Origin of the sequence: Nostoc sp., from assembly GCF_036919675.1 — a bacterium.
Lineage (GTDB): Bacteria > Cyanobacteriota > Cyanobacteriia > Cyanobacteriales > Nostocaceae > Nostoc.
In genome coordinates, this window is the sequence record NZ_JBALCP010000077.1 from 273,134 (window position 1) to 292,720 (window position 19,587).

The 19,587-nt window shown below is 43.8% G+C and carries 28 protein-coding genes and 1 pseudogene; 24 read left to right on the forward strand and 5 right to left on the reverse strand.

The annotated features are described in order from the left end of the window. The first annotated feature begins 27 nt into the window (after positions 1 to 27). The 20 genes from rplE to prfA all read left to right on the forward strand — a co-directional run bounded on the left by rplE (position 28) and on the right by prfA (position 11,992). Positions 28 to 576, forward strand: coding sequence for a 50S ribosomal protein L5 (gene rplE, locus V7K49_RS17240; protein WP_298905683.1), 549 nt, complete (start codon positions 28 to 30; stop codon positions 574 to 576). Positions 577 to 596: 20 nt separating this feature from the next. Further along, entirely contained in the window at positions 597 to 998 is a 402-nt protein-coding gene (gene rpsH / locus V7K49_RS17245) for a 30S ribosomal protein S8 (RefSeq protein WP_012410712.1), read from the forward strand. 85 nt (positions 999 to 1,083) lie between these two features. After that, the gene (rplF, locus tag V7K49_RS17250; protein WP_334979415.1) at positions 1,084 to 1,632 is read left to right on the forward strand and encodes a 50S ribosomal protein L6; all 549 of its coding nucleotides are present in this window, start codon (positions 1,084 to 1,086) and stop codon (positions 1,630 to 1,632) included. A gap of 2 nt (positions 1,633 to 1,634) precedes the next feature. Next, positions 1,635 to 1,997, forward strand: coding sequence for a 50S ribosomal protein L18 (gene rplR, locus V7K49_RS17255; RefSeq protein WP_099101131.1), 363 nt, complete (start codon positions 1,635 to 1,637; stop codon positions 1,995 to 1,997). Between the two features lie 148 nt (positions 1,998 to 2,145). Then, a complete protein-coding gene (gene rpsE, locus V7K49_RS17260) occupies positions 2,146 to 2,673 on the forward strand; it encodes a 30S ribosomal protein S5 (protein WP_323229563.1) in 528 nt (175 codons plus the stop codon). Between the two features lie 48 nt (positions 2,674 to 2,721). Further along, positions 2,722 to 3,165 carry a 50S ribosomal protein L15 gene (gene rplO, locus V7K49_RS17265; protein WP_334868787.1) on the forward strand — a complete coding sequence of 148 codons (444 nt, stop codon included), beginning with the start codon at positions 2,722 to 2,724 and terminating at the stop codon, positions 3,163 to 3,165. A 74-nt stretch (positions 3,166 to 3,239) separates the two neighbouring features. Then, positions 3,240 to 4,553, forward strand: a complete 1,314-nt coding sequence (secY, locus tag V7K49_RS17270) for a preprotein translocase subunit SecY (RefSeq protein WP_334868785.1) — start codon at positions 3,240 to 3,242, stop codon at positions 4,551 to 4,553. Continuing rightward, positions 4,553 to 5,107 (forward strand): adenylate kinase, encoded by a 555-nt coding sequence (locus V7K49_RS17275; protein WP_273765819.1) that lies wholly within the window; start codon positions 4,553 to 4,555, stop codon positions 5,105 to 5,107. The genes secY and V7K49_RS17275 overlap by 1 nt, the downstream gene beginning before the upstream one ends. Positions 5,108 to 5,286: 179 nt before the next feature. Then, positions 5,287 to 5,511, forward strand: a complete 225-nt coding sequence (infA, locus tag V7K49_RS17280; protein ID WP_006276978.1) for a translation initiation factor IF-1 — start codon at positions 5,287 to 5,289, stop codon at positions 5,509 to 5,511. 117 nt (positions 5,512 to 5,628) lie between these two features. Further along, the gene (gene rpmJ / locus V7K49_RS17285) at positions 5,629 to 5,742 is read left to right on the forward strand and encodes a 50S ribosomal protein L36 (RefSeq protein ID WP_015129703.1); all 114 of its coding nucleotides are present in this window, start codon (positions 5,629 to 5,631) and stop codon (positions 5,740 to 5,742) included. Between the two features lie 115 nt (positions 5,743 to 5,857). Continuing rightward, positions 5,858 to 6,238 (forward strand): 30S ribosomal protein S13, encoded by a 381-nt coding sequence (rpsM, locus tag V7K49_RS17290; protein ID WP_069070762.1) that lies wholly within the window; start codon positions 5,858 to 5,860, stop codon positions 6,236 to 6,238. 54 nt (positions 6,239 to 6,292) lie between these two features. Beyond that, complete coding sequence (rpsK, locus tag V7K49_RS17295; RefSeq protein ID WP_010998331.1) at positions 6,293 to 6,688, forward strand: 30S ribosomal protein S11; 396 nt, start codon at positions 6,293 to 6,295, stop codon at positions 6,686 to 6,688. Between the two features lie 296 nt (positions 6,689 to 6,984). Further along, positions 6,985 to 7,119, forward strand: a complete 135-nt coding sequence (locus V7K49_RS17300) for a hypothetical protein (protein ID WP_334723655.1) — start codon at positions 6,985 to 6,987, stop codon at positions 7,117 to 7,119. Then, positions 7,100 to 8,047, forward strand: coding sequence for a DNA-directed RNA polymerase subunit alpha (locus tag V7K49_RS17305; RefSeq protein WP_273765775.1), 948 nt, complete (start codon positions 7,100 to 7,102; stop codon positions 8,045 to 8,047). Before V7K49_RS17300 ends, V7K49_RS17305 begins: the two co-directional genes overlap by 20 nt. 32 nt (positions 8,048 to 8,079) lie before the next feature. Beyond that, positions 8,080 to 8,430 carry a 50S ribosomal protein L17 gene (rplQ, locus tag V7K49_RS17310; protein ID WP_273765772.1) on the forward strand — a complete coding sequence of 117 codons (351 nt, stop codon included), beginning with the start codon at positions 8,080 to 8,082 and terminating at the stop codon, positions 8,428 to 8,430. A 52-nt stretch (positions 8,431 to 8,482) separates the two neighbouring features. After that, entirely contained in the window at positions 8,483 to 9,331 is an 849-nt protein-coding gene (gene truA / locus V7K49_RS17315; protein WP_335206558.1) for a tRNA pseudouridine(38-40) synthase TruA, read from the forward strand. 220 nt (positions 9,332 to 9,551) lie between these two features. Next, positions 9,552 to 10,013: a 50S ribosomal protein L13 gene (gene rplM / locus V7K49_RS17320; protein ID WP_229450944.1), complete on the forward strand. Its 462-nt coding sequence runs from the start codon at positions 9,552 to 9,554 to the stop codon at positions 10,011 to 10,013. Next, positions 10,013 to 10,429, forward strand: coding sequence for a 30S ribosomal protein S9 (rpsI, locus tag V7K49_RS17325; protein ID WP_229460561.1), 417 nt, complete (start codon positions 10,013 to 10,015; stop codon positions 10,427 to 10,429). Before rplM ends, rpsI begins: the two co-directional genes overlap by 1 nt. 119 nt (positions 10,430 to 10,548) lie before the next feature. Continuing rightward, complete coding sequence (gene rpmE / locus V7K49_RS17330) at positions 10,549 to 10,791, forward strand: 50S ribosomal protein L31 (RefSeq protein WP_273765764.1); 243 nt, start codon at positions 10,549 to 10,551, stop codon at positions 10,789 to 10,791. A 103-nt stretch (positions 10,792 to 10,894) separates the two neighbouring features. Beyond that, a complete protein-coding gene (gene prfA, locus V7K49_RS17335) occupies positions 10,895 to 11,992 on the forward strand; it encodes a peptide chain release factor 1 (RefSeq protein ID WP_334868777.1) in 1,098 nt (365 codons plus the stop codon). Between the two features lie 9 nt (positions 11,993 to 12,001). On the opposite strand, the gene V7K49_RS17340 is transcribed toward prfA, so the two are convergent. Then, on the reverse strand, positions 12,002 to 12,448 hold the full coding sequence (locus V7K49_RS17340; protein WP_335206559.1) for a hypothetical protein: 447 nt from the start codon (positions 12,446 to 12,448) through the stop codon (positions 12,002 to 12,004). Between the two features lie 240 nt (positions 12,449 to 12,688). Between V7K49_RS17340 and V7K49_RS17345 the strand changes: the two genes are divergently transcribed. Further along, entirely contained in the window at positions 12,689 to 13,051 is a 363-nt protein-coding gene (locus V7K49_RS17345) for a helix-turn-helix domain-containing protein (RefSeq protein ID WP_335206560.1), read from the forward strand. A 62-nt stretch (positions 13,052 to 13,113) separates the two neighbouring features. On the opposite strand, the gene V7K49_RS17350 is transcribed toward V7K49_RS17345, so the two are convergent. The 3 genes and pseudogenes from V7K49_RS17350 to V7K49_RS17360 form a co-directional block, all read right to left on the reverse strand. Continuing rightward, the gene (locus V7K49_RS17350) at positions 13,114 to 13,332 is read right to left on the reverse strand and encodes a hypothetical protein (RefSeq protein ID WP_335206561.1); all 219 of its coding nucleotides are present in this window, start codon (positions 13,330 to 13,332) and stop codon (positions 13,114 to 13,116) included. A gap of 499 nt (positions 13,333 to 13,831) precedes the next feature. After that, positions 13,832 to 14,167: a hypothetical protein gene (locus V7K49_RS17355; RefSeq protein ID WP_334868771.1), complete on the reverse strand. Its 336-nt coding sequence runs from the start codon at positions 14,165 to 14,167 to the stop codon at positions 13,832 to 13,834. Between the two features lie 136 nt (positions 14,168 to 14,303). Further along, positions 14,304 to 14,576: pseudogene (locus V7K49_RS17360) on the reverse strand (metal ABC transporter solute-binding protein, Zn/Mn family); the annotation flags it as partial. Between the two features lie 144 nt (positions 14,577 to 14,720). On the opposite strand from V7K49_RS17360, the gene V7K49_RS17365 reads away from it, so the two are divergent. The 3 genes from V7K49_RS17365 to V7K49_RS17375 all read left to right on the forward strand — a co-directional run bounded on the left by V7K49_RS17365 (position 14,721) and on the right by V7K49_RS17375 (position 17,883). Next, complete coding sequence (locus tag V7K49_RS17365; protein WP_335206562.1) at positions 14,721 to 15,242, forward strand: Rieske 2Fe-2S domain-containing protein; 522 nt, start codon at positions 14,721 to 14,723, stop codon at positions 15,240 to 15,242. A 185-nt stretch (positions 15,243 to 15,427) separates the two neighbouring features. Further along, positions 15,428 to 16,213: an HAD family hydrolase gene (locus V7K49_RS17370; RefSeq protein ID WP_334868767.1), complete on the forward strand. Its 786-nt coding sequence runs from the start codon at positions 15,428 to 15,430 to the stop codon at positions 16,211 to 16,213. 494 nt (positions 16,214 to 16,707) lie between these two features. Further along, positions 16,708 to 17,883, forward strand: coding sequence for a DNA double-strand break repair nuclease NurA (locus tag V7K49_RS17375; RefSeq protein ID WP_335206577.1), 1,176 nt, complete (start codon positions 16,708 to 16,710; stop codon positions 17,881 to 17,883). Positions 17,884 to 18,552: 669 nt separating this feature from the next. Here the strand turns inward: V7K49_RS17375 and nadC are convergent. Further along, entirely contained in the window at positions 18,553 to 19,416 is an 864-nt protein-coding gene (gene nadC, locus V7K49_RS17380; RefSeq protein ID WP_335206578.1) for a carboxylating nicotinate-nucleotide diphosphorylase, read from the reverse strand. Positions 19,417 to 19,587 lie beyond the last annotated feature (171 nt).

Sequence of the window (19,587 nt, forward strand, 5' to 3'; positions counted from 1 at the left end):
AGCCCAGGGATATCAGGACAAAAAACTATGGCGACAACAAGACTCAAAAGCTTATATCAAGAGACAATCGTCCCCAAACTGATCAATCAGTTTCAATATACCAATGTTCATCAAGTACCGAAGTTGGTAAAGGTTACTATTAACCGAGGTTTGGGTGAAGCAGCTCAAAATGCGAAGTCTCTGGAAGCATCCATAAACGAAATTTCGCTGGTCACTGGTCAAAAACCAGTGGTGACGCGGGCGAAAAAGGCGATCGCTGGCTTTAAGATTCGTCAAGGGATGCCTGTGGGGATCATGGTTACCCTCAGAGCCGAACGGATGTATGCCTTTTTTGACCGACTAGTTAGCTTGTCATTACCCAGAATTCGAGACTTTCGCGGCGTTAGCCCTAAAAGCTTTGACGGACGTGGTAACTACACGCTGGGTGTGAGAGAACAGCTAATTTTTCCAGAAGTCGAGTACGACAGCATCGATCAAGTGCGTGGTATGGATATTTCCATCATCACCACAGCAAAAAACGACGAAGAGGGTCGCGCCTTACTTAAAGAATTAGGAATGCCCTTTCGCGATCAATAAGTTCATCTATAGAGGGAACGATGGCGGCTAACGACACAATTGCAGATATGCTGACGCGCATCCGCAATGCCAACCTGGCGCGGCATCAAACTACACAAGTGCCAGCTACAAAAATGACCCGGAGTATTGCCAAAGTGCTACGGGAGGAAGGCTTTATTGCTGAAATCGAAGAAGCAGAAGAAGGGGTAAAGCACAATCTGGTGATTTCCCTGAAATACAAAGGTAAGAATCGTCAGCCTCTAATCACCGCCTTAAAGCGAGTGAGTAAGCCTGGCTTGCGTGTTTACTCCAATAGAAAAGAATTACCAAGGGTACTAGGTGGCATTGGCATTGCCATTATTTCTACATCCAGTGGCATTATGACTGACCGCGAAGCGCGGCGTCAGAACTTGGGTGGCGAAGTGCTTTGTTACGTTTGGTAGTTACCAGAAGTGAGGAGTTAGGAGTGAGGAGTTAGTTATAAAAACTGATAACTCATAACTGATAACAGGATAAAGGACAAAAGTCATGTCTCGTATTGGTAAACGTCCAATTACTATTCCCGCCAAAGTCCAAGTGGCGATTGATGGTACGAATATTGTGGTGAAAGGCCCGAAAGGAGAACTTTCTCGCACTCTCACAGCTAATGTCTCACTCTCCCAAGAGGGAGAAATATTACACGTAAATCGTCGGGATGAAACTCGTACCTCAAAGCAGCTGCACGGCTTGAGCCGCACTTTAGTTGCCAACATGGTCGAGGGAGTTTCCCAAGGTTTTCAGCGGCGTTTGGAAATTCAAGGTGTTGGTTACAGGGCACAACTTCAAGGGCGTAACCTAGTTTTAAATATGGGTTATAGCCATCAGGTGCAAATTGTTCCCCCAGATGGAATTCAGTTTGCAGTAGAAGGTACCACTAATGTCATTGTCAGCGGCTATGACAAAGAAATAGTAGGTAACACAGCCGCCAAAATTCGTGCCGTTCGTCCACCAGAACCTTACAAAGGTAAAGGCATTCGCTATGCCGGTGAAGTGGTCAGACGGAAAGCTGGTAAGACTGGTAAGGGTGGTAAGAAGTAGAAATGAAACTTACTCGTAGAGAATCAAAAAACCGTCGTCATCGACGCGTTCGTGGCAAAGTTATTGGCTCCCCAGAACGTCCGCGTTTAGCGGTATTTCGTTCAAATGAGCATATTTATGCCCAAATAATTGATGATACTCAGCATCAAACCATAGTGGCAGCATCGACTGTAGAACCAGAGTTGAAATCTAGTTTAGCGTCATGTGCAAACCGTGACGCATCGGTGCAGGTTGGTAAGTTGATCGCAGTGCGATCGCTAGAAAAAGGCATCACCAAAGTAGTCTTTGATCGCGGTGGTAACTTATATCATGGTCGTGTCAAAGCACTAGCTGATGCAGCCCGCGAGGCTGGTTTAGATTTCTAAAGTCATTAGTCATTAGACAAAGGACAAATGACAACTGACCCTTGGGTGACGCTCCTACGTCGCTATCGCTTCGCTAACGCCAGTTACTCATGGGGGAAACCCCTCTGAGCGAGTGGCTCACAAATGACGTTCACCAAAGCACTAAATTATGGCAACAGAGCGTAAAAGTAGAACAAAGCGTGCCAAAAAAGAAGAAACCACCTGGCAAGAACGGGTGATCCAAATCCGACGCGTGAGTAAGGTGGTCAAAGGTGGTAAAAAACTCAGCTTCCGAGCGATCGTTGTCGTCGGTAACGAACGCGGTCAAGTTGGTGTAGGAGTAGGCAAAGCCTCAGATGTAATTGGTGCCGTCAAAAAAGGCGTAGCCGACGGTAAAAAACACCTCATTGATATCCCAATCACCAAATCCAACTCCATACCCCATCCCATTGATGGTGTCGGTGGCGGTGCAAAGGTGATTATGCGTCCAGCCGCACCTGGTACTGGCGTAATTGCTGGTGGTGCTGTCCGGACTGTATTGGAATTGGCAGGAGTTCGTAACGTCTTAGCCAAGCAACTTGGCTCCAATAATCCGCTCAATAATGCTAGAGCCGCAGTCAATGCCTTATCTACACTGCGGACTCTTTCTGAAGTCGCTGAAGATCGCGGTATTCCTATTGAAAGTCTCTACATTTAGTAGAGTCGCACTTACAGAGTTTTTGTGTAAACAAGTACTAATTACATCATGAGACTCAACGATGTTAAGCCGCAAAAAGGCTCAAAGAAACGCAAGAAGCGTGTAGCTAGAGGTATTTCTGCCGGTCAAGGTGCCAGTGCTGGTCTAGGTATGCGAGGTCAAAAATCTCGCTCTGGTAGTGGTACTCGACCCGGTTTTGAAGGTGGTCAACAGCCATTGTACCGCCGCTTACCGAAACTGAAGGGCTTTCCGATTGTGAATCGGAAAATTTACACTACGATTAATGTAGAGAAGCTAGCCTCCCTTCCCGCTAATACGGAAGTAACTTTGACCTCCTTGAAAGCATCAGGTATCCTTACTGCTGTCAAGGGACCATTGAAAATTTTAGGTAACGGGGAATTGAGCACTCCGCTCAAGGTACAAGCGGCAGCTTTCACAGGTACAGCTCGTAGCAAAATTGAGGCAGCTGGTGGGAGTTGTGAAGTCTTATGAGTGAGCCGGAACAGCGCACTTAAATGCAAGCAAACTCGCTGTCAGCGCCTGGTTCACTATAAAGGTAGCACTCTATGATCAGTCGAGATAAAGCCCCAACGGCTCAAGAAACTTTTATGCAGATGGCACAGGCAGCTGGCCTCAGAGGTAGGCTGCTTGTCACCGTCGGTATTTTAATTTTGGTTCGCCTGGGCATCTTCTTGCCCGTACCAGGGATTGATAGACCTAGATTTGCCGAAGCCATATCGGGCAGTAATTCCATATTCGGTTTATTGGATATATTTTCCGGGCGAGGACTTTCGACTTTGGGCGTCTTTGCTTTAGGGATTTTACCCTTCATTAATGCGTCCATTATCATCCAATTGCTCACCGCTGCGATTCCATCTTTAGAAAATTTACAGAAAAATGAAGGCGAAGCAGGTCGGCGGAAAATATCGCAAATTACCCGCTATGTAACTGTATGTTGGGCGATTCTTCAAAGTGTGGCTTTTTCGGCATTATTCCTCCAGCAATTTGCCTTAAATCCAGGGCCAATCTTTGTAGCTGAAACTGCGATCGCTCTGACGGCTGGTTCCATGTTCGTAATGTGGACATCAGAACTAATTACAGAACGTGGTATTGGAAATGGTGCATCATTGTTGATTTTTGTCAACATTGTTGCGTCATTACCAAAAGCTTTAGGCGATACTATCGATTTGGTGCAAGTCGGCGGTCGGGAAACAGTGGGTCGCGTGATAGTACTGATCTTAGTTTTCCTGGCAACCATTGTTGGTATTGTGGTTGTGCAGGAAGGAATGCGCCGCATCCCAATTATTTCCGCTCGTCGCCAAGTAGGTCGTCGAGTTTTGGCAGAACAACGTAGCTTTTTACCCTTGCGGCTAAATCAAGGCGGGGTGATGCCAATTATTTTTGCCGCGGCCATCCTCAGTTTGCCACTGCTGATTGCTAATTTCGCCAAGAATGCCGAATTGGCAAATATAATTAACACTTATCTAAGTCCAAGCGGTTCTGGCTCTTGGGTCTATGCCTTGGTCTACATGATTTCTATCATTTTCTTTAGCTACTTCTATTCTTCGTTGATTCTCAACCCAGTAGATGTAGCACAGAACTTGAAAAAAATGGGTTCTAGTATTCCTGGCATTCGTCCGGGCAAAGCAACTAGTGAGTATATCGAGCGCGTGTCAAACCGACTCACTTTTTTGGGGGCGATCTTTTTGGGACTCGTTGCTATTATCCCAACAGGTGTGGAAAGAGCTTTAGGAGTACCCACATTTAAAGGGTTGGGTGCTACCTCTTTGTTAATTCTAGTTGGTGTAGCGATTGATACGGCAAGACAAATCCAAACTTACGTGATCTCTCAGCGCTATGAAGGAATGGTGAAACAATAGTGACGCGACTAATCTTCTTGGGACCGCCTGGAGCTGGTAAAGGAACACAAGCTCAAACTTTGGCTGAACACTTGAATATTCCCCATGTTTCTACGGGTGAAATATTAAGACAAGCCATGAAAGAGCAGACTCATTTGGGCATCAAGGCTCAAAACTATGTAAATAGCGGTGAGTTAGTCCCTGACCAGCTAGTGCAGGACTTGGTACAGGAGCGCCTCGGCCAACCAGATGCAAAAAATGGTTGGATTCTTGATGGTTTTCCCCGCAAAGTGACGCAAGCGGCTTTTCTAGAAGAATTGCTGGAAACAATACATCAGAGTGGCGAAAGGGTAGTCAATCTAGATGCACCAGATGAAGTTGTAATTGCACGTTTGCTAGCTAGAGGACGAAAAGATGATACCGAAGAGGTGATTCGTCGTCGGTTAGAAGTGTACCGCACTGAAACTGCACCCTTAATTGATTATTACCGTGATCGCCAAAAACTTTTAACAGTAAATGGCAATCAGTCCCAAGAAGATGTCACTGGTGAACTGCAACAGGTAATAACTTCCTAACTTGAGATAAAAGGAGTAGAGGATTCACCACTCACTACTCCCCACTCCCCCTACTAAGAAGCAGATCCATTTTAGCTAAGATATATTAAGAAACTGTTGATATATTTCTTAAAGTGTGTTCAGTTGCAGATGAAGTGCTGCAACTGAACACGAGATTGTTGAGTTGAGGAAAAAACAAATTGTCTAAGCAAGATTTAATTGAAATGGAAGGCACGGTTACAGAGTCCTTGCCCAATGCGATGTTTCGCGTTGACTTGGACAATGGATTTAACGTGCTGGCTCACATTTCCGGCAAGATTCGCCGCAACTATATCAAGATTTTGCCCGGCGATCGCGTCAAGGTAGAGTTAACTCCTTACGACTTGACCAAAGGCAGAATTACCTATCGACTACGAAAGAAGTAAGTATATGTAGAAATTTTACCATAAAACCATTTTTTGGACTGTATTACTAGTCTATTAAGTGGATTAATTTCCCTAGAAATGCTATAATTTAATATTTGGAGTCAAAGAATAAAAGGCATGAAAGTTAGAGCCTCAGTCAAGAAAATCTGTGAAAAGTGTAATGTGATCAAACGTCGTGGTCGCGTCATGGTGATTTGCGTGAACCCAAAGCACAAGCAACGTCAAGGATAGCCCTCTTACCAATAGAGTGAGTTGTAACACGCATATGATCATTAAAACGAAAAGACGCGATTAATCACGTTTTTCCAACCAACAGTAATTGCGAGAACAATAGGGAGAGTTCATTGTGGCACGTATTGCCGGAGTAGACCTTCCACGCGATAAGCGCGTCGAGATCGGTCTGACTTACATCTACGGAATTGGGTTATCACGCTCTCAAGAAATTATAGCGGCTACTGGTGTGAACCCAGACACCCGCGTTAAGGACTTAAGTGATGCCGATGTGACAGCCCTGCGAGGGGAAATAGAAAGCAACTATCAAGTTGAAGGCGACTTGCGGCGCTTGGAGTCTTTGAACATCAAGCGCTTAGTTGACATTGGTACCTACAGAGGGCGTCGTCATCGCATGGGCTTACCAGTCAGAGGACAAAGAACTCGCACAAATGCCAGAACCCGTCGAGGGAGAAGGCAGACAGTGGCTGGTAAAAAGAAAGCTCCAGGGAAATAAATTTGCAACGCTTGCTAATCAGAGCAAGTTTTACCTTAAATCAACTAAACAAGTATGGCCAGACAACCAACTAAAAAATCCGGGAGCAAAAAGCAGAAGCGGAACGTACCTAATGGGATGGCCTACATCCAGTCTACTTTCAACAATAGCATTGTCACCATTACCGATCAAAATGGAGATGTCATCTCCTGGGCTAGTGCTGGTTCTAGCGGTTTTAAGGGAGCAAAAAAGGGAACTCCCTTTGCAGCGCAAACCGCTGCTGAAAGTGCAGCCCGTAGAGCCATTGATCAAGGAATGCGCCAGATTGAGGTAATGGTCAGTGGGCCAGGAGCAGGTAGAGAAACCGCTATCCGGGCACTTCAAGGAGCAGGACTGGAAATTACACTCATTCGGGATATTACCCCCATTCCTCACAATGGTTGCCGTCCACCCAAGCGCCGTCGAGTTTAAACACCAAGACTTGGCCATTGAAGACGAGAAGTTACAGCCAAACCAAGTAAAGTTACTTGCAATGACAGCTTGGGCGTCTAACGTGCAAACTGTCATTGGGTGAAAGCTTGGGCGACCAGAAGCGCGTCAGATTTTCCCGCCGGGAAAGCTGTTAAACTTCGGGCTACCCAAAATATTATCAATCAATTTTGGATTTTAGATTTGCGATTTTAGATTGAACCCAACTACAAGGGTACAGGGCCTCGTGGATTTTAAGTTGATGATTTAAGATTTGTTGTGCCTACAAGAGGCGGAGCATGAACCAAAGAAGCACAATCCAAAATCCAAAATCCAAAATCCAAAATTGGCAATCAATTCGGGAGGCAATTGATTTGTCTGCTAGCAGCACCTTAGAAAAAGGGAGGCTCATCCGTGGCGCAGTTTCAGATTGAATGTGTAGAGTCGAATACTGATGAAAGTCGGAACCATTACAGTAAATTTGTTCTGGAACCTCTAGATCGTGGTCAAGGAACAACGGTTGGCAACGCACTGCGGCGGGTTTTACTGTCCAACCTAGAAGGTACAGCAGTTACAGCAGTGCGGATTGCAGGCGTTTCACACGAGTTTGCTACAGTTTCGGGTGTGCGGGAAGATGTACTGGAAATCCTCATGAAAATGAAGGAAGTCATCCTAAAAAACTATTCCTCGCAACCCCAAATTGGTAGATTACTTGTTAACGGTCCAGCAACTATCACTGCGGCGCATTTTGATTTACCTAGTGAAGTAGAAGTCATCGATCCGACCCAGTATGTAGCCACCCTAGCTGAGGGAGGAAAACTGGAAATGGAATTTCGGATCGAAAAAGGCAAAGGCTATCGCACCGTAGAGCGAGGACGTGAGGAAGCCACATCGTTGGACTTTCTCCAAATCGACTCAATATTTATGCCAGTGCGAAAAGTCAACTATAGTGTTGAAGAATCTCGTGGGGAAGGCTTGATCCCAAAAGACCGACTACTGTTGGAAGTTTGGACAAATGGCAGTATTTCCCCCCAAGAAGCACTATCCTCGGCCGCTGGGATCTTGGTAGATTTATTCAACCCGTTGAAAGACATCTCCCTGGAACCAACAGACACAGGTTCACATATTCCAGACGACCCAACTGCCCAGATACCTATCGAAGAGTTGCAACTCTCTGTGCGGGCATATAACTGTCTCAAACGGGCACAAGTTAACTCTGTGGCAGATTTGTTGGATTATACCCAAGAAGACCTCTTAGAAATTAAGAACTTTGGTCAGAAGTCAGCAGAAGAGGTCGTGGAAGCTTTGCAGCGACGCCTGGGCATCACCCTGCCAATGGAAAGAGGCTCTAAACATCCTTAAGAAAAACTGTTCATAATTCATAGTGCATAATTATGCGTCACCGTTGTCGCGTCAAAAAACTCAGTAAACCAGCCGATCAGCGCCGTGCTTTACTGCGATCGCTCGCCACCGAGCTGATCCGTCATGGTAAGATCACCACCACTTTAATTAGAGCGAAAGTTCTGCGAAGTGAAGTGGAAAAAATGATTACTCTAGCTAAAAATGGCTCCCTGGCAGCACGCCGCGAAGCCCTTGGCTATATCTTCGACAAACAACTGGTTCACGCTCTATTTGAGCAAGCTCCGACTCGATATGGTGCTCGTCAGGGCGGTTATACCCGCATCCTGCATACCGTACCGCGTCGGGGTGATAATGCAAAAATGGCAATAATTGAATTGGTTTAAGTCATTAGTCACTAGTCATTAGTAACGACAAAAGACAAATGACAAAATCTGTATGTTAGAAAGCCACCAGCCTACACAAACTCATCGAGTAGCCTTGGTAATCCAATACCTGGGCACTCATTTTCATGGCTGGCAACGGCAAAAAAAACAGCGGACAGTTCAAGAAGAGATAGAAAGAGCGATCGCTACTATTCTTGGGCATCATGTGACATTACATGGTGCGGGGCGAACCGATTCTGGAGTCCACGCTGCTGCTCAAGTAGCCCATTTTGAAGCAACAGGTTTAATTCCGCCTCACAAGTGGGCAACAATCCTCAACAGCTATCTGCCGCCAGATATATTAATCAGGGCTTCAGCTAGTGTAGATAACCGTTGGCACGCTCGCTTTAGTGCAGCCTATCGACGGTATCGCTACACAATATACACTGAAGATCGCCTTAACTTGTTTGTAAGACCTTTCAGTTGGCATTATTATTATGCACCCCTGGATGAATCCTTAATTCAAGCTGCCCTAAAACCTCTGTTGGGAAAGCATCATTTAGCTGCTTTTCACCGTGCAGGCTCAAAGCGATCGCATTCCTGGGTAGAGGTGCAAGCAGCAGAGTGTCGTCGCAGTGGGCCATTTATCCATATTGAAATACAGGCAGATGGATTTTTGTATGGCATGGTACGGCTGTTGGTAGGGATGCTGGTGCAAGTAGGCTCTGGACAACGGACACTTTCTAGCTTCACCGAACTCTGGAAAGAACAACGTCGGGAAGAAGTAAAATACGCCGCACCGCCCCAAGGCTTGTGCTTGTTGCGAGTCGGCTATCCAGATTTTCCCTTTCCAAAAGAGATTTGGTACGACACCTTGCCAAACTTCGTCACTAGTCAAGAGTCATTAGTCATTGGTTCTTAGTAACGACAAATGACAAAGGACTAATGACGAATTACCCTTCAGGTGACGCTCCTACGTTGCTATCGCTTCGCTAACGCCAGTTGCTCATGGGGGGAAACCCCCTACAGCCCTTCTCCTAAAGGAGACGCTACGCGAACGGGCATCCTACGGCAGGCGCTAGCCTCTCCCTTTGGAGAAGGCCGCACTGGCTGGCTCAAAAATGACAAAGGACAAATGACAAATGACAACTAGTAAAACATACCTTCCTTCTCAAGCGTCCCTTGAGCGCGAGTGGTACATAGTAGATGCCACCGATAAACGCCTCGGTCGCCTCGCCAGTGAAATCGCCCAAGTTTTAAGAGGCAAAAAGAAACCCGAATACACACCCCACCTAGATACAGGTGACTTCGTAATCGTCATCAATGCTGAGAAAGTAGCAGTCACAGGCAAAAAGCGCACTCAAAAGCTTTACCGTCGCCATTCTGGTCGTCCCGGTGGGATGAAAACGGAAACTTTCGCTAAACTGCAACAGCGCATACCAGAGCGGATTTTAGAACAGGCTGTTAAAGGTATGCTACCTAAAAATAGCCTGGGTAAGCAGTTGTTCACTAAGCTGAAAGTCTACGCTGGGCCTACGCATCCCCATGATGCTCAAAAACCTAAAGAACTACAAATTAGTACAATTCCTGGAGAAGAAAATTAATGGTAGTAGCAGACGCCAATAGCGGTCGCGCCGTATACTGGGGTACTGGTCGTCGTAAGAACGCAGTAGCAAGAGTCCGCTTGGTTCCAGGCACTGGTCAACTGACTGTGAATGGTAAAGATGGAAACTTGTATTTTCAATTCAATGCTAACTACCTGGGAGTCATCAAAGCACCCCTGGAAACTCTGGGACTAGAAAACGAATATGACATTTTGGTGAAAGCAGAAGGCGGCGGCTTGACCGGACAGGCTGATTCTGTTCGCTTGGGAGTTGCTCGTGCTTTGTGCCAACTAGACCCAGACAACCGCCCACCTTTGAAAACCGAAGGTTACCTGACTCGTGATCCGAGGGCAAAAGAGCGGAAAAAATATGGTTTACATAAAGCCCGGAAAGCACCTCAGTACTCTAAGCGTTAGGGCATGGGGAATTGGGCATTGGCAAAAGTCCGTTGTTTATATCTTTGCCAGTCCCTAATCCCTAGCTCCAATTGAAACCTGAAAGTTATAATTGATATAGATTCATCACAAAAAGAACAATGGCTAAATCTGATATTCACCCCAAGTGGTATCCAGATGCTAAAGTTTACTGCAATGGTCAAGTTGTTATGACTATTGGCTCTACCAAGCCAGAATTGCACGTAGATGTTTGGTCTGGAAATCACCCATTTTACACTGGCACTCAGAAGATTATTGACACTGAGGGTAGAGTAGAGCGCTTCCTGCGCAAGTACGGCATGAGCAGCACTCAAACATCTGGCGACGAACAAAAGAAAAAGTAGCGGGTTGGCTCTGCTGTTAACGACGGCCCTGCATCAGCTGGGTCGATTGTCATTTATATGCTTGAGCCAATTTGTTATTTTTTAAGGAGCGATCGCACTCGTCATGGCTGAATCATACTTACTGGATAAACTAAAATCTGTTGAACAAACCTTTAATGAGTTAACACGTCGTCTTGGCGACCCTGATACCGCTAGCAATCCTGATGAGTATCAAGAAATTGCTAAGTCTCGTTCTTCTTTGGAAGAGGTAGTTGATACCTATGAAATTTGGAAAATAGCCCAAGAAGACTTGAGTGGAGCGCGTCAGGTTTACAAAGAATCTGCGAGTGACCCAGAGTTGCAAGAAATGGCAGCACTGGAAGTAAAGGAACTTGAACAAAAAATAGAATATTTAGAGTCTCGCTTGAAAGTTTTACTCCTACCACGCGACCCCAATGATGAAAAGAATATCATGTTGGAAATTCGCGCTGGTACTGGTGGCGATGAAGCGAGTATTTGGGCTGGCGATTTGATGCAGATGTACACCCGCTATGCCCAGACTCAAGGTTGGAAAGTTTCTCTAGTGAGCGAATCTCGAGGAGAAGTGGGTGGCTGGAAAGAGGTCATTCTAGAAATTAAAGGTAATGACGTTTACAGCCAGTTAAAGTTTGAAGCTGGAGTGCATCGTGTGCAGCGCGTGCCGGCAACTGAATCTGGGGGACGGGTTCATACTTCCACAGCTACCGTGGCGATTATGCCAGAGGTGGATGATGTGGAAATTCATATTGACCCGAAAGATATTGAAATGACCACAGCCCGTTCTGGCGGTGCTGGTGGACAAAACGTCAACAAGGTGGAAACAGCCGTTGACTTGATGCACAAACCAACGGGAATACGCATTTTCTGTACAGAAGAACGCAGCCAGTTGCAAAACAAAGAACGGGCAATGCAAATTCTGCGGGCAAAGTTGTATGACATCAAGTTAAGCGAACAACAAGAAGCTGTAACTTCCATGCGGCGATCGCAGGTTGGTACAGGATCGCGATCGGAAAAAATTCGCACCTATAATTATAAAGATAACCGCGCTACCGATCATCGGTTAGGTCAGAATTATTCCCTTAACCCTGTTTTGGAAGGTGATTTAGAGACGCTTATCCAGTCTTGTATATCTCTAGACCAACAGGAACGTCTCGCGGAGTTAGCAACTTCTGCTGCTAACTAATTTTTGCTGTTAAAATCTCTGTAAAACCACTTCTTGTGCTGTTGCTTTTAACACATACATGTGGTTTTCTAATATCGCGTGGAGTGCATCTTCCATTTTACTGGGATAATGGTAATAGGTAAATTCGTACTTCATTACGTAATTTAGCTTCGCCCATTCTTTCAGGGTTTGACAGATATAAATTAACTTTTCTGCTTCTTCTTGCCAACGCGCAAAAATCCGGTAGCTGAAAAAGCTGCTGCACACGTTGCCTTTTGCATCCCAGTAGGAAATACACACTTGATGCTTCAGACGGTGGATTTTTTTGATTTGCTTAACATCATGACCTTTGGCTTTCAAAGCTTCTTTTACCTCAGCGTCTGAAATGTGCCACTGTTCTGGTTTAATTTTATTAGTGGCTATAAGATTTCGACCCTTGCGGCGATATTGATTAGTTTTGCGTGGCTTGCCAAACATGATGCACCTTCGATATTATTTTTTCGCAGCAAAGTCTAGCTACTAGCACAAGCGCCGTAGCAAACTAAGTTTTTTGGGTTGATTAAAGATAGATGGGTTAGTCTACTAGCTTGATGACTGTAGTTGCCGTATTACAACTAGAGATATAGTTTAGTACTAAAACACAAGGCTGTCAATATAAAAGTAAACTTGTAATATTGAAAGTAAACTTGTAAATACAGTTGGCTAGCTATATAAGCAGTGAACATCGAAAGCAAACAAAAACTGATTGAAATCATTAAACTAGCTCGCGGTTCAATGAGTCAGCGAGCGTTTGGTAAGCTTTTGGGAGTATCTGCTACTGCTGTTCAGATGTGGGAAAAAGGTGTGAAGGTGCCAGATACGGAAAATTTGGCTCAAATCGCATCGAGAGCGGGTTACACACTCCAAGAGTTACTTAGCTGTCTAAATGGAAAGCCAATTCCAGAAACCTCAGATTTGAGTCTGATTCTTAGACAAATCCAGCACATGCCTCTTAGCCAAGTGGCTCAAATTGTGCAAGCTGCGGCAGATAGATTGGCTGCTGTTGCTGAAGCGTCCGGGGATGAAGCAAAGGCCACTTGAATTAGGAAAACGACTCGCAATGCTTATTGAAATCCTTCTTTGCAGCTTGTTTTACTAAATTATTATTTTTTATAAATAGTCTCAATTGAAGTCTGGGTAAAGTTTGTAGCCTGTTGTTCAACAATTTTAGCTACGGCGTGCTTTTTCGCATCATCTAAGTTAGAACCTTGCTCACCCGCACCTTGTAAAAATAGGATTGTTGGCAAAAGTGGCTGTTGTATTTGGTTGCGTAGTTTACCGCCGCAGGCATCGCTTCCAGCGGTGCGTAGCCCATTTTGCAAGAATAGCAGTTAGTTGTAGCTGTCAGTAGAAAAAACTTATCGTTGTAGTGGCGGCATAGCATTAGAAAATTTTTTAAGTTCAACCTCTACGAACAGCTATTGTATAACTTAGCCGCTGTCTTGCTTCTCGTTGAGTCTTAACCAACCGAAAGTCATTATTTATATCTAGACTTGTCCGAAAATTTATAACCCAATCTTTACAAGGGTTCTCAAGTTCGACTATATGTCTTCTGTCAACATAGCAACAAGGCTTGGCATAGTTGATGATAGTTTAAAGATAAAAAATAGGATTTTAAAATTTTGAGCCTTAACAGAATTTATTAGGCTGTACAATCAGCAAAAGCTATATAGGGGAAATATTAAGATTTATAAAGATAAAATTTTATATCTTAATGTTTACGCGAATTTAATTTTCCGACGGGTGTACTTGATCAAAGAAGACAGATACGGGAATGCAAAGAAAGAACTCTCCGTACCTCCGTATCTCTTCAATGAAAGACTACCACCAAACTCGATTTCCATTTTCATCAACTCGTGCTTCCCGAATCATGTCGGAAATCTCTTCAGCATCTTTAACGTGGTGGAGTGCCTTCTTTTCACCATCGGGTTCATCCACAACGAAGTAAGTTGGGACTGTGATCCTGTCGCCTGTAACGTCTGGCACATCATCAACAGCTACCTGTTGAGCTTTTTCTTCAACTGATTGAGACTCATCAACAATTCTATCTCCCGGATTTGCAGTTAGGTTTCTTTCGTTCACATCCGGTTTCTCGCGAGAATGCGAATCTTCGCTCACTGGTTGATTAATTTGATTTTCTTGATTATTCTCAGTCATGGCTTTTTCAGGTATTCATAAAGATATACTTTAATATTCTAAAAAATTGAAGGTATAAAGAATTCTTTCTCTAGAGAGATTTTGAGAATATATTTGAGCGAAACACCTCTTAGGTTAGATATTCGCTCAGATGAATTTACTTCTTTGGTTGAAATGGCAGATATTTTTCCCCAATGCTTTTATAATGCTGAGGATATTCACCTCTACTATTTTGATGTAGGAATCTTTTTCACTTACCTTTGCACCAATTGAATCAGAGTCAAGTTGATTTGGTACTAATTTCACCCCCTGCTTGTTGAGCAAAAGTTTTAATTAAAGCTGGGTTAATTGTAGTTTCAGCCAAAATTGCGGGAACACCAATCTTTTTAATTAACTCAAACAATCTCTGAAGTGTTTGAGCACTCAGTTGTTATCAATTCTCGCAAATCAAATAGGATTGCTGTATTTAGTCCTAAATCCGGTATTTTTACCACTAAATAACTTAAAACCAAAGAATAATTTTAACGCGATCGTGCCGTAGTATATTGATAGACCTTTCTTGGGAAATAGGGTCATGAAAGAAAATTCTTCTACTAATGGCAAAATTCCAGCCAAGATAAAAACGCGCGGCGATTTTTTAATTTACACATTAGGTAGTACAGTCGCATCAGTAGCGATGGGATATCTATTTCCCAAAGTCAGCCAAGGTCGTGAGATAAACCTAAAAACCCTTTGCTCCCTGTATCCAAAGAATTCACGCTGTCAAAATTATCTTCCAGGATCTGTGGCACTGGACAAAGATGGCAAGGAAATTGAGGCTAATGCACTATTGACAACCGCAAAGCCCGGAATTCTGATTCTCGTAAAAGGCTTGCCAGACCATAGCGTTGATTATCTCATTATTCAAGACGGGCCAAATATTGCTGAGTACGCTATCAGTCCAATTTGTACTCATTTAGGATGTACAGTTGAGTGGGATCTTGAGAAGAATCACTTTATTTGTCCTTGTCATGGATCTGAATACGATTCTCAGGGTCGAGTCGTTCATGGACCTGCTAAACGTTCCTTACCACTAATCACTGTAGTAGTCAAGTAAAACCAAGTTCGTTTAGTTGATCACAAACCTGCTGTAGATCCTCGTTAACCTACTAGTATCAAATCAGATGGGACAATGCCACCATACTTTTTGAGCAAGTCATAAATTATAAAAGACTAACAAAAATTACTGCATGATTTAAATTTGTCAGGTAAGCTGACAACAGCAGTTTCATCCTCAAAACAATGACCGCAAGTAGTCCCACAATTTTAGCCCTGGACTTTGATGGAGTGATTTGTGACGGACTAATTGAATATTTTGAGGTAGCGTGGCGCACCTACTGTCAAATTTGGTTGCCTGCTAACGACATACCACCAGATGATTTAGCTTTGAGATTCTATCGCCTGCGACCCGTAATTGAAACGGGTTGGGAAATGCCCCTTTTAATCAAAGCGTTGGTAGATGGAATTCCTGATGAGAAAATTCTTCATGAATGGGTAATCATCGCCCCGAAACTTTTGTTAAATGACAAGCTACAAGCAAGAGAAATTGGTGCAAAACTAGATAACCAACGGGATGAATGGATTACCACTGATTTAGACGGTTGGCTAAGTCTGCATAGATTTTATCCGGGTATAGTAGAAAAACTAAAATTAACTCTTGACAGTGGAGTTAAATTATACATTGTGACAACTAAAGAAGGGCGTTTTGTACAGCAGTTGTTGCAACAAGAAGGAGTAAATTTACCAGCACCAGCGATTTTTGGGAAAGAAGTCAAGCGTCCCAAATACGAAATTATGCGAGAATTAAAGCAGGCAGAAACAGACAAACTAGTTAGTCTGTGGTTCGTAGAAGATAGACTCAACACATTACAGTTAGTCCAACAGCAAATAGACCTTGAAGATGTGAAACTGTTTCTTGCAGACTGGGGCTATAATACCCAAGCAGAAAGGGAAGTTGCCCAAAATGATCCGCGAATTAAGTTGTTATCATTGTCTCAATTTGCCAAAGATTTCTCTGCTTGGCTTTAATATATTAAATATGTTGCAATAATCTCTTGATGCCTTCACCCTAAAAGGGCTTGTCATTGCCCAGATATTTGTAACAGCCAAATTGTTGCCCTGATCAATATCCCACCAGGAACTTACAGCACTTTGCAAGTCAATGAAGTACACCCCTCCCTAACCTTCCCCGATACCTTGGGGAGAGTGGGTGATAGCGCGGGTGAGGTATTTTTATACCTCATAAACTTGAAATCTGCTGTAAGTTCCTGGCTTATAGCCCAAGTCCACTCAAGTGGACTAAAATTATTTACTCAGTCCTCTGAAGATAACTTTAGTTATTAGCCTCGGAATTTATTCAAAGGCGGAATGTCAACGAATTGAGATATTTTAAAGATAGTAAGAAATTAGAAAAATTCTTAACTCTGCAAATTTTGGATTTTAGATTTTAGATTTCTCCTTTAATCTAAAATCCAAAATTAAAAATCTAAAATTGAATGGCTCCTAACTCAGCACTTACCTTTATGCTTGACCTGACAAAACTGGCGCGACAAATGCAGGGTTTAAGTCAGCATCTTACCTTAGAAGCTGCTGCCAGTCGCCAGCGTTTAGAATTGGCGCAACAACATCTCAAAAATGCTTACGAGTCTCAACAAGATTTAATTGATCGCCAGGAAAAATGGCGCGATCGCATTCTCTTTCCTAATGCTACCCCAATTGAGCCGCTAGAAACCTGCATTGATATCCCAGTTCCTCCAAAAATTCATACTGTCGTCGCTACTGATGGTTCGCAAATTGCCCCCAATCATCACGAAATTGCTTACTGTTATCTCCTGAATATCGGCAGAGTAGTCTTACACTACGGACAAAACCGCCATCCGTTACTCGATAGTTTGCCAGAGGTATTTTATCGCCCGGAAGATTTATACATGTCTCGGCAATGGGGAATTAGAACCGAGGAATGGATGAGTTTTCGCCGCACTGCTTCAGAAACAACGGTGTTGGCAGAACTTGCATGTGCAGCGAAGGGGGAAGCACCAGCATTGGCAATGGTGGATGGTTCGTTAATTTACTGGTTTTTGGAACAGTTGCCAATTGATGCACGCGATCGCATTTTACCCCCCATCTTGGAAGCTTGGCAGCAGATGCGTGATGCTCAAATTCCATTGATGGGCTATCTTAGTGCCTCTCGCAGCATTGAAACAATGAACTTTTTACGGTTGTTGGCTTGTCCCCATCCAGTACCAGACTGTAAAAGTTATTGCCCAAATCAGCTAGAAAAAGTAGCTTGTAAAGTTTTTGAACAGTTGCGAGATACTTCTATTTGGGCAACCCGACTTAAACCAGGACAACGCAGTACCCTGTGGCGCAGTAATTCTCCCATTCTCGAACTCTACGGTGATCAAACCATTTACTTTTGCTATGTCCATGTTGGCACCGAAATCGCCCGGATCGAAGTTCCGGCATGGGTAGCGGAAAATGTAACCATGCTAGACCAAGCTTTGGGATTAATGTTGGCACAAGTACAAAAAGGATATGGCTACCCTGTAGCGATCGCCGAAGCGCATAATCAAGCAGTGGTTAAAGGTGGCGATAAAGCGCGTTTCTTTGCCCTCCTCGAACAACAAATGATTAAAGCTGGTTTGAAAAATGTCGGAACTTCCTACAAAGAAGCCAGAAAGCGTGGGAGTATTGCGTGAAGAAAGCAGAAAGTATGAATTAAGATTATTGACTGAAGAAGTTACGATAAATTGTATTTATCTTTTTTGGTTTATGAGGTTTTTATGCAAACACAGACAGAAAAATGCCACTCGCCGTAGTTTTGACCTATTGTCTCAAACTTTTGGGCTATTTCTCAGCTACTTCAGAGTCCGCCTAGCACTGGAATCACCAACAATGGAACGCTAGTGAGCGATAGGGATGGATGATTTTTTGATAATCGCTCTAGTACTTAGGATACAGTTTTGTGTAACAGACGTTATTTAGTAGAGTGGCGATCGCTTTTCCCGCACTCTTCTTATTTCACATCGTGGTCTAACCAAAATCCACTATTTGGTCGGTGTAGTCATTTGGCTATAATCTGTTACTACGAATAAACAAAGCTTGTTCGGCTCATTTTTTGTCTACTATTGTTAATTTTTAGAGTTATTTCCTAGTCTTTTCTCTTCACATTGAGTAGCTTTTGGTTCATTGTATACCATGTCTATAGCCCAATGTTCGCAGTTGTAACTCAGTGAACTACCTACACTGACCTGACGGTACAGTGTAGGCTTCCCAATTCATTGGGTAAAGTGATACCCAACATAAATAAAGTGCTATTCTTGAGACAATACACTGGCTTTCCAGTGGAATGATTCACCTTATTATATTTAAAGTACAATCCTCATACTCAAATCCAACCACTTGGACTGAGTAATTGGCGCACTGCTAGAAATATAGTCAACACCTGTCTCTGCTATAGCGCGAATCGTTTCCAAAGTCACATTCCCGGAAGCTTCAATTTTCACCCGGCTATCCTGTTGGCGAATCAACTGCACCGCCTGACTCATCATATTCACAGGCATATTGTCCAACATAATAATGTCCGCGTTGTGCTGCAAAGCTTCTTTCACCTGCTCTAAACTTTCAGTCTCTACCTCTATTGTCAAGGGATAAGGAATCTGAGAACGAATACGGGTAACTGCTTCTCCAATTCCACCAGCAGCCGCAATGTGATTATCCTTAATCATCACCGCATCATCCAACCCCATACGGTGATTAATCGCCCCGCCCACAGCAGTCGCGTACTTTTCCAACAGTCTGAGTCCTGGTGTAGTTTTACGCGTATCCACCAACTGAGCAGGTAAATCGGCAATTTTCTCTACATATATATTAGTTAGCGTGGCAATGCCACTCAAGCACATAGCTAAATTCAGAGCAACTCGCTCTCCCATCAGTAGCGCATCCAGCGAACCATGAATTTCAGCTACTACCTGTCCTGGCTCACACCATGCACCTTCAACCACAACCGCCACAAAGCTGACTTTTTCATTTAAAATCTGAAACACCCTAGCTGCAACTGGTAAGCCAGTAATTATCCCTGAAGCTTTAGCTATCCATTTAGCCGAGCCTAGCGTCACATCTTCTACTAGTAGCGTATTTGTTGTGCGATCGCCCCTACCAATATCCTCTAACAACCAGCCACGCAAAAGTGGATCTAAAACCAGCCAGGGCGGTAAAACAGCAGAATTCATCACAACTTTATTGCTTCCTTAGTGACTTCCAGGAATACTATATCCCAAAGCCCTTACTCTCTAAGGCTTTGATAGTGACTCAAAAGCGGTCCAAAATATTTTTGGAAAAATAGTTGACAAGCTTAAGAAGGTTCGCTATATTGAATAAGTGCCTGAAGCAAAGAGCAAAAA

Bases quoted from the DNA above. Each gene is read 5' to 3' on its own strand.
- rplE (WP_298905683.1), top strand. From the start codon at position 28: ATGGCGACAACAAGACTCAAAAGCTTATATCAAGAGACAATCGTCCCC.
- rpsH (WP_012410712.1), top strand. From the start codon at position 597: ATGGCGGCTAACGACACAATTGCAGATATGCTGACGCGCATCCGCAAT.
- rplF (WP_334979415.1), top strand. From the start codon at position 1,084: ATGTCTCGTATTGGTAAACGTCCAATTACTATTCCCGCCAAAGTCCAA.
- rplR (WP_099101131.1), top strand. From the start codon at position 1,635: ATGAAACTTACTCGTAGAGAATCAAAAAACCGTCGTCATCGACGCGTT.
- rpsE (WP_323229563.1), top strand. From the start codon at position 2,146: ATGGCAACAGAGCGTAAAAGTAGAACAAAGCGTGCCAAAAAAGAAGAA.
- rplO (WP_334868787.1), top strand. From the start codon at position 2,722: ATGAGACTCAACGATGTTAAGCCGCAAAAAGGCTCAAAGAAACGCAAG.
- secY (WP_334868785.1), top strand. From the start codon at position 3,240: ATGATCAGTCGAGATAAAGCCCCAACGGCTCAAGAAACTTTTATGCAG.
- rpmJ (WP_015129703.1), top strand. From the start codon at position 5,629: ATGAAAGTTAGAGCCTCAGTCAAGAAAATCTGTGAAAAGTGTAATGTG.
- rpsK (WP_010998331.1), top strand. From the start codon at position 6,293: ATGGCCAGACAACCAACTAAAAAATCCGGGAGCAAAAAGCAGAAGCGG.
- V7K49_RS17300 (WP_334723655.1), top strand. From the start codon at position 6,985: ATGAACCAAAGAAGCACAATCCAAAATCCAAAATCCAAAATCCAAAAT.
- rplQ (WP_273765772.1), top strand. From the start codon at position 8,080: ATGCGTCACCGTTGTCGCGTCAAAAAACTCAGTAAACCAGCCGATCAG.
- truA (WP_335206558.1), top strand. From the start codon at position 8,483: ATGTTAGAAAGCCACCAGCCTACACAAACTCATCGAGTAGCCTTGGTA.
- rplM (WP_229450944.1), top strand. From the start codon at position 9,552: ATGACAACTAGTAAAACATACCTTCCTTCTCAAGCGTCCCTTGAGCGC.
- rpsI (WP_229460561.1), top strand. From the start codon at position 10,013: ATGGTAGTAGCAGACGCCAATAGCGGTCGCGCCGTATACTGGGGTACT.
- rpmE (WP_273765764.1), top strand. From the start codon at position 10,549: ATGGCTAAATCTGATATTCACCCCAAGTGGTATCCAGATGCTAAAGTT.
- prfA (WP_334868777.1), top strand. From the start codon at position 10,895: ATGGCTGAATCATACTTACTGGATAAACTAAAATCTGTTGAACAAACC.
- V7K49_RS17340 (WP_335206559.1), bottom strand. From the start codon at position 12,448: ATGTTTGGCAAGCCACGCAAAACTAATCAATATCGCCGCAAGGGTCGA.
- V7K49_RS17355 (WP_334868771.1), bottom strand. From the start codon at position 14,167: ATGACTGAGAATAATCAAGAAAATCAAATTAATCAACCAGTGAGCGAA.
- V7K49_RS17365 (WP_335206562.1), top strand. From the start codon at position 14,721: ATGAAAGAAAATTCTTCTACTAATGGCAAAATTCCAGCCAAGATAAAA.
- V7K49_RS17370 (WP_334868767.1), top strand. From the start codon at position 15,428: ATGACCGCAAGTAGTCCCACAATTTTAGCCCTGGACTTTGATGGAGTG.
- V7K49_RS17375 (WP_335206577.1), top strand. From the start codon at position 16,708: ATGCTTGACCTGACAAAACTGGCGCGACAAATGCAGGGTTTAAGTCAG.
- nadC (WP_335206578.1), bottom strand. From the start codon at position 19,416: ATGAATTCTGCTGTTTTACCGCCCTGGCTGGTTTTAGATCCACTTTTG.